Origin of the sequence: Paenibacillus sp. VCA1 (genome assembly GCF_031583795.1) — a bacterium.
GTDB classification, from domain to species: domain Bacteria; phylum Bacillota; class Bacilli; order Paenibacillales; family Paenibacillaceae; genus Paenibacillus_AQ; species Paenibacillus_AQ albilobatus.
The window spans coordinates 271579-282990 of sequence record NZ_JAVLSX010000007.1 but is presented as its reverse complement, the minus strand read 5'-3'; the positions used below and the strand labels follow the sequence as shown (position 1 = coordinate 282990).

The 11412-nt window shown below is 45.7% G+C and carries 9 protein-coding genes and 2 pseudogenes; 7 read left to right on the top strand and 4 right to left on the bottom strand.

Translation table 11 applies throughout. The annotated features are described in order from the left end of the window. Positions 1-14 precede the first annotated feature (14 nt). From RJP21_RS17950 to RJP21_RS17935, 4 genes and pseudogenes are all read right to left on the bottom strand, one after another. Entirely contained in the window at positions 15-1613 is a 1599-nt protein-coding gene (locus RJP21_RS17950; RefSeq protein WP_310860493.1) for an FAD-dependent oxidoreductase, read from the bottom strand. A gap of 237 nt (positions 1614-1850) precedes the next feature. Then, a complete protein-coding gene (locus tag RJP21_RS17945; RefSeq protein WP_310860492.1) occupies positions 1851-2591 on the bottom strand; it encodes a YheC/YheD family protein in 741 nt (246 codons plus the stop codon). A gap of 51 nt (positions 2592-2642) precedes the next feature. Then, positions 2643-2889, bottom strand: a pseudogene (locus RJP21_RS17940) (aspartate 1-decarboxylase); the annotation flags it as partial. Positions 2890-3516: 627 nt separating this feature from the next. After that, positions 3517-3795, bottom strand: a complete 279-nt coding sequence (locus RJP21_RS17935; protein WP_310860491.1) for a hypothetical protein — start codon at positions 3793-3795, stop codon at positions 3517-3519. Between the two features lie 244 nt (positions 3796-4039). Between RJP21_RS17935 and RJP21_RS17930 the strand changes: the two genes are divergently transcribed. The 7 genes and pseudogenes from RJP21_RS17930 to RJP21_RS17900 all read left to right on the top strand — a co-directional run bounded on the left by RJP21_RS17930 (position 4040) and on the right by RJP21_RS17900 (position 11117). Next, positions 4040-4372, top strand: coding sequence for a winged helix-turn-helix transcriptional regulator (locus RJP21_RS17930; RefSeq protein WP_310860490.1), 333 nt, complete (start codon positions 4040-4042; stop codon positions 4370-4372). 229 nt (positions 4373-4601) lie between these two features. Then, positions 4602-5330 (top strand): NAD(P)-dependent oxidoreductase, encoded by a 729-nt coding sequence (locus tag RJP21_RS17925; protein ID WP_310860489.1) that lies wholly within the window; start codon positions 4602-4604, stop codon positions 5328-5330. 13 nt (positions 5331-5343) lie between these two features. Further along, entirely contained in the window at positions 5344-5802 is a 459-nt protein-coding gene (locus tag RJP21_RS17920) for a DUF2269 family protein (protein WP_310860488.1), read from the top strand. A gap of 281 nt (positions 5803-6083) precedes the next feature. Continuing rightward, positions 6084-7040, top strand: coding sequence for a LytTR family transcriptional regulator DNA-binding domain-containing protein (locus RJP21_RS17915; protein ID WP_310860487.1), 957 nt, complete (start codon positions 6084-6086; stop codon positions 7038-7040). A 182-nt stretch (positions 7041-7222) separates the two neighbouring features. Beyond that, on the top strand, positions 7223-8068 hold the full coding sequence (locus RJP21_RS17910; RefSeq protein WP_310860486.1) for an ABC transporter ATP-binding protein: 846 nt from the start codon (positions 7223-7225) through the stop codon (positions 8066-8068). Beyond that, positions 8065-8787: an ABC transporter permease gene (locus tag RJP21_RS17905; protein WP_310860485.1), complete on the top strand. Its 723-nt coding sequence runs from the start codon at positions 8065-8067 to the stop codon at positions 8785-8787. The genes RJP21_RS17910 and RJP21_RS17905 overlap by 4 nt, the downstream gene beginning before the upstream one ends. 40 nt (positions 8788-8827) lie before the next feature. Continuing rightward, positions 8828-11117, top strand: a pseudogene (locus tag RJP21_RS17900) (preprotein translocase subunit SecA). The last annotated feature ends 295 nt before the right edge of the window (positions 11118-11412 follow it).

Here is an 11412-nt window from a genome sequence, read left to right as displayed (position 1 = left end):
GAATCATGCTGCAATCATACGGCCCGGATGACAGGCCATTCCAGCTCGACGCCCTGCTGACGAAGAAGCGTCTGGAAAGAGTTCAGCTCCTTATCCTGATTGCGCACCCCGCGCGGGGAAATGCCGTGGTCCAGACAATAAGAAACAAGCGATCCTGCCGCTTCCCCGATATTCCATTCAACCGGGTGTAAGCGGTAACATCCGTTCGTAATATGGGTTACACCGATATTTTTGCAGGCCGGGATGAGATTTTCCATCCGCTCGGGAATCAAGCTGCCCAGCGGAATTTGAAAAGGCAAGGAGGACACGTCGATATAGTTCCGCCCTCCTGTGCTGGGATGCAGGTCAATCCGGTAGCAGCCGATGCCAACCGAATCATGGTACCGTTCAGACGTTCCGCCCGGCCGGTCTGCTGCCAAGTGCTGCTCCAGCACAGTGAATTCGGCGCGAATGCGTCTGGACTCGCGGATGTATGGGTACATGGCGAGGCCGTCCCGGGTTCCCACGATGTCCGGCCGTAGTCTCAGCCCGGGATATCCTTGACCGCCATCCGGACGGGGCGCCTCCGTTTGCAGCCAATAGAGAAGCGAGAGGCTGAGCTGCCGTGCGCCCTCAAGATGGCGCTGCCGCTCTGCATCGTCCACTTCGAACGGATTGCCAAGCCAATAATCGTTTTGGGGCCAGTTGATGAGCGTGACCGAACTGCGGAAAGTGCCGGGCACAAAATTCGCCTGATCGGCAATTTGGCGGTACTGGAACAGCGAAAACCGTTCGGTGCCGGGAAACAACTCATATTGGACCGGTTCCAGCGTTTGCGGCTTAACGGCTGTCCAGCTAAGCAGCTTATCCGGCCAGAAGTCCGGTTTATAGTCTTTCCAGAAGGCGTACTGTGCAGGTCTGTCAATGGTATGGTCTTCATCCGGCAGGTAATCCACGGCAAAACAGTGGGTGAATCCTTGCATGTCCTGCGGGTCGGCTTCCCCTACGAGGGCATGCGGTTCTCCGGTCTGGCTGACCGATTCGGCTCCGGTGACATATTCGGTACCGGTAAGCGGAAGCACGTCACCGCATTCGGTTGCATCGATGAAATAGTTCGAGGCCAGAACGGAGCGCTGATTCGTTTGCAGACACCGAACGGTTACAGAACGTACCCGGTCCCCTTCGGTTTCCGCCGATTCGATCCGGTGCCTGGTCAGGATGACGATGCGCCCGCTGAGCACGTACGGTGCCAGCATTTCATGCAGAACTGAGAGCGCGACTCTCGGATCATGACACAGTCGGCTTACGCTCCCATTGCCTGGGTTCAGCAGCGGGTTGGCGGCGGCTGCCGCGGTCAAGGGAAGGTAGCGCCGGTAGTAAGCCCGGATGCCGTCGCGGAATTGTCTGTAGCTCCGCGTACAGCCAAACGATTCGATCCAGGGATGCTCGTCTGGAGGGACGGCTTGGCTCGTCAACTGCCCTCCGATCCAGTCGGTTTCCTCGGTCATAATGACGGATTTGCCTAAGCGGGCCGCAGACAGAGCGGCCGCGCAACCTCCGGTTCCGCCCCCGATAATAATGCAGTCTGCTCGCATTTCATTGATCACGTTGATTCCTCCTTGTCTGTCGCTCATGAGAATGAGCGGAAATGGGAAGGGATGGTACAATTGCAATTGTACAGGACGGATCAAGCCGTTTGGTAGATATATGTATGACTTTCATCGGTAGATTGATGAGGATCTTTAATTCCATTGTTCTTTTAAAGTTGCTAATAACACGGGACCCGTCCGATATGGACTGGTCCCCTTTTTTTAACGCCAAAGTGCAGGACGACAAAAACCAAATTTATCAACATAGTAGCGGCTTACTGCTCATCCTTTAATTTTCGAGTATCTTAAAATCCTTTTGTACATCGTTTTGTTCTTCAAAACGTTAAAGATGCTCATATCAGGCTTGGTGTTAATCTCCAGGACCCAGGGATTCATTTTATTATCAATGGCTATATCAACTCCGAATGCTCGTTTGCTTCTATAACTTTTACCAAGGACAGTGCTCGCATCTTTCCCTAATCTCTCAAGCATCTGAATGTACCGTTTCCTTGATTCGTCATTCAGATGCGATTTGAGTAAGGTATCTACAGGTAAGGGAGTTCCTCCTGAATGATAATTCGTTACCACTTTATTTCGCTTCGCTTGTCTTCCGATAATCCCCGTAACATCTAATATTCCTTTTCCATTCTTTTGTACCATAACTCTGATATCGAACGGACGATGATTGTGTTTTAACAGTTCAATTCCTTCTTGAACAATATATTTACCCCTAGTTAGAATATTTTGGATTGAAGTATATAAGTCGTTTAATGAGCTGAAAATGCGTGATTTTGAACCGGTGCGCAAAATAAGGCTATTCTTGTCCCTATGGATTCTATATATCCCATGACCGCCTGTTCCCTCATCGGGTTTTAAGTAAACTGATTTATACAACCCCAGCATTATTTTAATGTTAGATAACGTTGCTGTTCGGGTGTCTGGCAAGAATTTGCGTATCATTTTATATTTCTTCATGAATTTGTACTTTCCCAATTTCCCCATTTTATATTTTTCCTTCTTCAAACGATTTACCTCCAGTTGCTTCGCAGAAGTATTAAAAGCCATTCATTTCACAATCTCAGATTCGTCCATCAGTCCCAAGCTTAAGATCATCACGATATCACGGGGCTGAAACTGGTGCGCAGGGGGCGGTCAAACATATTTTTCCGGTGTTCTCGGCCGCTGACAGCGCGTAAGTTTTTCCAACGGGCTGCATTCCTCAAACTGGTCACTTGAATCATTTAATGCTTCCAACATAATTCAGGTCGGCTTCCGTCACAGTGGCTCGGTGAATCTTGCCTTTACACATTAATCTAAGCATTGATCGGTCTCCTTTGTTCACATACATACGCTTCAGCCTCTGCTCAGGATTGTGCGGACACCTATTGGTTTGCATGACATAGGCAAAAGCCGCCGCTTTTTCTAGAGATCCATATAAAATAAACGGATACAAATTGATTAAAAAACACACGGGGACTATCTACAAAGGAAGAAACAAATGGATTGTTAAACGAGTAGAAACAGCTCGAATGAATCGAAACACTAGTATAGGTATCGTCTATTAGATCTTAACTAATGGGGTAATGGTGAAAAGATCCCTAAATGGGATTGAAGAAAGGAAGGTAATTTATAGGAGGGGTATTGCTAGTATTATTGTTCGGTGAAATAACTTATCGCAGTTGAATTGCCGTTCGTACCACGCTGTTGTTCTGGAGGTTGCACCTTTGAATGGAAGAGTGACAAGTCGGAACGACCTACACAAGAGTCCGAGCGGATTCGATTGTATACAGCCGTCTCGTTAAAGCAGGGGGGCGGTCGTGTCATGGGGGGGCGATATGCCGCCGAAAATGGTTATTGGTCTTTGAGTTAATGGATTCAAAATCAATCCCCTGTACGCTTTATAAACCGTACAGGGGATTGATTTTGGTATTCATTAGAAAGCTGCTTATTATTTATTCTGTAACACTTCTTGATATAATGACTCCAAATGTTGCTGGACATTTCGGAGTTCATCTTTTCCGCTTAATGTAATGTCGTATTGGGAACCTTTGTTAGTAAGGTAACCTTCGCTCGTCAGATGATCCAGCTCCTGTTTAACTTGCTGTGGACTCAAATGATAGCCGTGGCTGTTAATTTCGGGTTGGATTTCCTCAGGCGTAATTGCATTTATATTCGCATGATACAATAGGTGGATTCGTGTAAATGGGCTCTCGAAACCTGAATGCATGGTGAAGGATCTCCTTTACAAAAATGGTACTCCGATCACAGGTAGTATTGTTTTTCTGTCCCCGCATTATGCATTCCATTATAAATTTTAACTTACATTGCATTCTTTATGGTTTTTTTTGCTTCTGACGATAATGACCACATTTATAGTTTCAATGATTGACTTGATTGTAGCGCTATCGTAAGATTTTGTTATGTTATTTTCAGGTAATGCACTTACTTACAAGTAAGGGGATGATTCATTAATGATTCATCAGCGTGAATGTCCAATCGAGACGCTCATTCATGTTCTAAGTGGCAAATGGAAGCCGATGATTTTATGGCATTTGATTGAATCCACAAAGCGATTCAACGATCTGGAAAAGCTTATCCCCGATGTTTCACAAAAAATGCTCGCACAACATCTCCGGGATTTGGAACGGGAAGGCATAGTCGATCGAACGGTCTACCCTACTGTCCCTCCGAAAGTAGAATATTCCCTTAGTGAATATGGCCAAACATTGATTCCTGTAGCGGAAGTCATGTGTGCTTGGGGAGAGAAGCATAATAAGCGGAAATATGAAGAGCCGGCGTCCTAAAACCGGTTCAATGGATTGCACACGAATACAGTCAACTCAAAATGAAGCTGCCTCGGAATTCCGGGCAGCTTTTTGTTTGCCTACAGTCGCACTCCTGGAACATTCTTTTCCGCCAAGCTTACTTTTAAGTAAGTACCCTACTTTAAAGTGGGTTCTTATCATCATAATGAAGCGATGCTAAGCTTGGGTTAACCAAATATGGGGGACCATTCAAGAGGAGGCAAGGACAATGAACATTATTGTTTTTGGAGCGACGGGGAATACAGGGAAAAGAGTGCTCTTGCAAGGGATAAAAATGGGGCATGAGATGACCGCATTTGTGCGAAATTCCGAGAAGCTTTATGCTCAACTAGGCGAGCATTCCGCAAAGCATGTGAAGGTGATCGTGGACGATATGATGGACCCGGCGAGCGTCCGTGATGCGCTCGCGCATCAAGACGCCGCTATTATCGCGGCCGGCCATGCGGGTCAGGGAGAAGAGTTTGTCCGTATCGTCGATAACATTATAAGCCAATGTGAATTGGAGCCTAGTTTCTCTGGGCGGGTGTGGGTCATGGGAGGAGCCGGCCTGCTGGATATTCCATATACTGATCTGATCGGCAACAATTTACCCGGCTTTCCGCCTGAGTATAAAAATCACAACCGGAATTTCGAAAGGCTGCAACGGACTGAACTCGACTGGTCCATGATGTGTCCGGGAACCATGATAGATTCGAGAGAGCATCCAGATTCTGCTCATCTACATGTAACAACGGAAATCTTGCCCGTTCCTATGCAGGAGACGATCAAGGACCTTTCCGAGGCAGAGATAGCCGGTCACTTATTCAGCAGATTTCAAGAGCTGAATGTGGCTTATGACGATGTCGTAATGTGTATGCTCAACCATCTTGGGCTTGGAGGATCGTTTAAAAGAAAAAGGGTCGGTCTAGCCTATCAAAGCAATATTCCGGTGAGCTGAGGAGAAGGGGATCATGGGATTATTTGGATTACTGCTCGTTTTGCATATATTGGCTTCGATCGCCTTTATTGGCCCTGCTTTCGTGACGCCCATCATTCGTAGATCCGCTAGAAGCGTCGGCCAGCTGCACTTTGTTTTAGGTATAACGACCAAACTGGCCATCATGCCTAAAATTGGCGGATTCGTACTTATTCTAACCGGAGTTGGGCTTATGATCATAACCAAGATGGGGTTATCCAAAATGTGGCTGAATGTATCCATTCTTTTAGCGCTGCTCATGGTCGTCCTGATCGACGGATGGATCGAGCCGCGCATGAAAAAGATCATCAAGAGCATATCTGAAAGTCAAGACCAGGGTAATGAAATACCCGCCGAGTTCAGACGGATGATAAAAAAGATCGTACCCGTCGAGGCAGCAGCACAGCTGCTGATGATTGCCGTATTGGTGCTAATGGTCGTTAAGCCATTTTAGTTGTTTAATATGGAAGATGATGGCCCCCTATTTCGGGATGTTCTATGTAATATTGACAGCAGATTCGAATGAAAGTAAAATTTACCCAATAATCTAAAGCGATTGATGAAACAAGGTATATCATTTTTCGCTACACAGGGAATGAAAATGCCGGTTTCTAAGCGGCCCGTTATAGTCAAATTTAGGGTGGTTGTGCAACAGCAATACAACTTGGTGGAGCCACGATTACGAATCGTCCCAAAGCGATTGCTTGGGGCGTTTTATTTTAGAGAGGGAATTATATGGGGAACGAAGTGCTAATTATGCAAATTCAACCAATCTATGATGATGGGAAAATACTTCTACCGAAGATCGAATTAAGCATAACATCAAACCAATCGATGGGCATTATAACGGACTTGAAGCGAAAACAGCTTTTATTGAATCAATTAGCGGATCGTTCCATATATTATGTATTTCGAGCTGGGCAAAACGAGTACATGCGTTTAACGGTGGAAGAGCTGGTCACTTTTCTAATCAAAGTAACGGAGCGGAATGAGCGTATCGCCTTTTTAATGGATTATTTTGCTTTAAAAGAAGAACGGAAGGTAAAAATCAAGGATCTCAGCTCATCGAAAAGGATGTATGTGACATTGCTGCGTGTCTTTTTTGCGCATCAGCCTACACTTGTACTGGAGGAACCCTATTTTTACTTGGAAGAAGAGGATCGCCGTCAATTCAAACGGATTTTAGATGATCTTTCGAAAGAAAAGCAGATTTTAATTTTAACTTCGAATTTAGAGGATGCCATGATTTCCTGTGATGCCATTTATCGATTGAACGAATCCGGATTTTATCCATTGGATATTCGGGACTCCGAAGAGGATAAGCAGGAAGTGCAGAAACAAGATGAGGCCAATATGACCTTGCAGAAGATATCTACAAAAAGAAATGACAAAGTGATTTTATTTGATCCGCCTGAAATCGATTACATAGAAAGCACGGATGGTTCGATCCTTGTTCATGTAGGTGGAGAAAATTATGTCTGTGCTTTGACGCTAACCGAGCTCGAGCAGAGATTGTTGAATTTCGGATTTTTCAGGTGTCATCGATCCTACATCGTTAATCTGCAAAAAGTAAGAGAGATTATTACATGGACGAAGAATAGCTACAGCCTGCGATTAAATACGGGGAAAGATGCCGTGGTTCCGTTATCCCGTTCAAAACTGCAGGAATTAAAAGCTCTTCTTAACATTTAAAATGCATGCTTGCGAAGCAAACATAACTTCGTAAGCGTATGCCATTTCCGGGGCAATATCGAATCCATCAAGCATTTCATGGTACCATTCAGGCGAATTTAGCTACATTTCGGCGGTTTTTGATGGCTGGAAGCATGCAATCTTTATATATTTAAGCCATCAACGCTAAGGAAGTGGTGTTCATGGATGTGATCCGAGTAGAACATATTCGAAAGAGATTTGGAAATAAGGATGCGTTATTAGACGTGTCCTTTTCCATTCCGAAAGGGCAAATTCTTGGCTTCCTGGGTCCGAGTGGTTCGGGAAAAACGACATTAATCAAGATTTTAACGGCGCAATTAAATCCGACAAGCGGAAAGGCAAGTGTATTCAACCAGCCGGCGGAGAAGATGCATCAGTCTGCGCAGAAGATGCGCTTTGGCATTTTGACGGATAACAGCGGTCTATATGAGAGGTTAACGATCGAAGAAAATCTGGAGCTGTATCGTATGTTATATGATCTACCTAAATCTTCGATCGATAAAGTGTTGCAGTTTGTGAACTTAAGCGGAGAGCGCAAAAAGAAAGTCAAGCGCCTATCGAAAGGGATGCGTCAGCGTGTCTTGTTGGCATGCGCGATTATCCATGAGCCGGAATTATTGTTTTTAGATGAGCCTACTTCTGCTTTAGATCCAGTAAATTCAGCACATATTTATAAAGGGTTACGCTACTTAAATGAGAAAGGGACAACGATTTTTTTTACGACGCATGATATGGCTGAGGCGGAATTGATATGTACCCGTGTGGCAATTTTGTATCAAGGGCAAATCCAAGCGATCGGCTCACCCAAGGAACTTAAAAAACAACATCGGGAAAACGTAGTTTGTGTTGACTTAATCAATGGGGAAACCTACGAGCTTCCGATCGATGAGAGAACGGCCGATCAAATCGCCGATTGGATGAAACAAGGGTTCATTGATCGATTAGAAACGAAAGAGCCAAGTCTAGGTGATATCTTTATTAAAATGACAGGAAGTGGGTTACGATGAGTATCTCATTAAAACGTGCCGGGGCGATATTTGTGAAGGACTACAAAGAGTTTTCACGCAATTATGCGATCTCCATTATGTTGATTTTCCCAATACTCTTATCATTCCTTTTTAAAGGCCAAGACCTATCCTCGGTTGGAACTGTAGGCCTTATTTTAGGTCTAGTTCTAAATATATCGTTTACCATAATAACGAGTTTTGTACAAGCATGCTTGATTGCGGAAGAAAAGGAGCGTAACACTTTACGATCATTAATGATGACTCCGGCCACGACCATGGATGTTTTAATTGGTAAAAGTGCTCTTGTCTTTGTAATATCTGCTGTTGTTCTGGCTATTGTTACGTATATATTGGGATATAAGCCAGCTAGTATATGGGCGTTTGTGGCAGCAATCATTTTTTCGATTATTCTATACACAGCAGTCGGGACGATATGTGGTCTATTTTCCAAGACGTTGCTTGAAGCATCCTTATTTGTAATTCCCTTGCTGTTCGTATTCACTTCGGCACCATATGGAGCGTTGCTAGTGAAGGATTTTCCGATCTTCAAAGTGCTGGAGTACGTACCAAGCAGTCAACTTGTATATTTGCTAGATACACGCAATATAAGCCTTACGACGGGAGAATTATTAAAACCGCTCCTCATTATTTTGGCATGGACGGTTGTATTAACGATGGTATCTGTTGTTTTGTATCAACGACGATTAAAGGATGAGTAATATAGAATCGCGCACAAAACCGAGGGGAGATCAAACTCCGATGAATACAGCCCTCAAGTTGATGCAAAAAATCAAAGACTATGATACCCGGAAAAAGCTGAAAGGTTATCGGGACAAAACGGAGCTCATCCGAAAACGGAATTTGGAAGCTTGGGAAGATCAGCGGCTGCAAGCAGAATCTCTCCGGCTGAGAAAGGAAGCAATATCGGGTACGCCTTTGGACGATCTGCTTGTCGATGCTTATGCGTTAGTATGTGAGGCAGCGAAGCGAACGCTCGGATTACAGCCTTACGATGTCCAAATCATGGCTGCCATCGCTCTGCATGAGGGATGTTTGATCGAGCAGCATACCGGTGAAGGAAAAACGCTCTCGGCCGTGATGCCTGCTTATCTAAATGCGCTGACCGGCGAAGGCGTTCATGTGCTGACTTTTAACGATTATTTGGCAAATCGGGATGCGGAGTGGATGGGCCCGATCTATCGGTTCCTCGGGTTAACGGTAAACTCGGTTCAAACAGGCATGAGCCTGTCCGAGAAACGGGAAGCGTATGCCAAGGATATAACCTACGTAACGGCCAAAGAGGCGGGATTCGATTATTTGCGCGACACGATCGCAATGTGCGAAGCCGATATTGTGCATCGTCCTTTCCACTATGTCATCGTCGACGAAGCGGATTCATTGCTTCTCGACGAAGCGCGGGTACCGCTAGTCATTGCAGGTGAGCCGGGCTCTTCCGGTAATGACGGCATTCGTTTCGCAGAAGTGGCTCGGCAGCTCGAGCAAGATGAGCATTACGACTTCGATGAGTTTAAGCGGAACGTTTATTTAAATGAAGCGGGCTCAGCTAAAGCGGAATCGCTGCTGGGATGCGGCAATTTGTACGAAAGCCATAATAGTCATTTGTTAATGTCGTTAAATTGTGCGCTGCATGCGGAATTGTTATTGAAAAAAGACATCGATTACATCGTCCGGGACGGGAAAATCGAGCTGATTGACGAATATACCGGCCGCGTGGCAGAGAACAGGCATTTGCCGGACGGGCTGCAAGCCGCGCTTGCGGCCAAAGAAGGGCTGCAGCTCATAGCCGGTGGGAAAATTCTCGGTACGATCACCCTTCAACACTTCCTTAGCCTGTATCCGAAGATTTGCGGAATGACCGCTACCGCGCAAGCTTCCGCAATGGAATTCGAAGAAATTTATGCGCTGCAGGTCGTTCAAATTCCGCCGAACCGGCCTAACATACGGATCGATCATCCGCACCGGATTTATACCCATAAAGAAGCCAAACTTAAGGCGCTTGTACAAGAAATCTCGTCCGTTCATAGGACGGGACGTCCGATTCTCATTGGTACGTCAAGCGTCGAGGAGTCTGACATGCTGGCGGAGACGCTAGCGGTTGCTGGCGTACCTTTGCCATGTTCTGAATGCGAAAAACGACGCAGAGGAAGCGGAGATTATCGCCAAAGCGGGAGAACTCGGCGCCGTGACGGTGTCTACGAATATGGCGGGACGCGGCGTCGACATTCGGCTCGGTGGCGGCAACCCCACGCAAGCGGAAGTTGTCGCCAAGCTGGGCGGGTTGTACGTGATTGGTACGCATATGCACCAAAGCGTACGGATCGATAACCAGTTGCGCGGGCGATCTGGCCGCCAAGGCGATCCGGGGGCTTCCGTATTTTTCGTAAGCTTGGAAGACGAGTTAATGCTTAGGTTCGGCATCGATAAAATGATTCGCGCTCCCAGGCAGGATGAGGCTCTCTATGAGCCGGTGCTCCACAACAAAATTGCGCATATTCAGCGTGTTATTATGGGCCAAAACTTCGATATCCAAAAGGAACTAAACTGTTATTCGGATATGGTGGAGGATCAAAGGCGAATTCTATACGAGGAACGGCTCAAAATTTTGAAAGGCGAGAAGCCGATGAGCCCTTCCGAGAAGCGGGTGCGGCTTTTTTATATCGACCAGTCCTGGGCTGATCATCTGGCATACGTTTCCTACCTTCGCGAAGGCATCCACTTAGAGAGCCTTGCCAGCCGCAATCCGATCGACGAATTTCATGCGCAAATCACCCAAGCTTACGAGCAAATTCCGGATAAAATAAATAGCGAGTCGGCGAATATGCTTGTAAGGCTAGGAGGTTCGAATGATCCTGCGAAGTGGGAAGAGATGGGTCTGAAACCCCCTACTTCCACTCGGACTTATATGATCAACGATCAATACATCGAGAATAAGCGCAGTGCATGGACCGCAACGACCGTATTGGCTTATTACATTCGCAAGATTTTCAGGCTGGTATTGTGGCCGGTATACAGGCTGCCAAAATTTTAAACACATCCCATAGAACTCGGTCACTATTTGATTCCGCCTAAAATTTGATTCCACCCAAAAATCGCAGTTTTTGGTGGAACGCACGATCATTCAATACATCGTTTTATTATTTACTATCAAAGGAACGAATAGATTAACCACATTACATAAAATGCTAAAGCCTGATTTTAAGGGCTTTTTTTTATTTAATATAGTTAAATGCGCAAGATGAAGCATTCCTTCAAATTGATTGCAAAAATCTCAAGAAAAGTTAGTATTGCAAAACAAAAAAGAGAATTGTATATTTATTTTAAAT

What these genes read in the sequence shown, in the direction of transcription:
- RJP21_RS17950 (WP_310860493.1), bottom strand. Translation starts at nt 1,613, where the DNA reads ATGAGCGACAGACAAGGAGGAATCAACGTGATCAATGAAATGCGAGCA.
- RJP21_RS17935 (WP_310860491.1), bottom strand. Translation starts at nt 3,795, where the DNA reads ATGCATTCAGGTTTCGAGAGCCCATTTACACGAATCCACCTATTGTAT.
- RJP21_RS17930 (WP_310860490.1), top strand. Translation starts at nt 4,040, where the DNA reads ATGATTCATCAGCGTGAATGTCCAATCGAGACGCTCATTCATGTTCTA.
- RJP21_RS17925 (WP_310860489.1), top strand. Translation starts at nt 4,602, where the DNA reads ATGAACATTATTGTTTTTGGAGCGACGGGGAATACAGGGAAAAGAGTG.
- RJP21_RS17920 (WP_310860488.1), top strand. Translation starts at nt 5,344, where the DNA reads ATGGGATTATTTGGATTACTGCTCGTTTTGCATATATTGGCTTCGATC.
- RJP21_RS17915 (WP_310860487.1), top strand. Translation starts at nt 6,084, where the DNA reads ATGGGGAACGAAGTGCTAATTATGCAAATTCAACCAATCTATGATGAT.
- RJP21_RS17910 (WP_310860486.1), top strand. Translation starts at nt 7,223, where the DNA reads ATGGATGTGATCCGAGTAGAACATATTCGAAAGAGATTTGGAAATAAG.
- RJP21_RS17905 (WP_310860485.1), top strand. Translation starts at nt 8,065, where the DNA reads ATGAGTATCTCATTAAAACGTGCCGGGGCGATATTTGTGAAGGACTAC.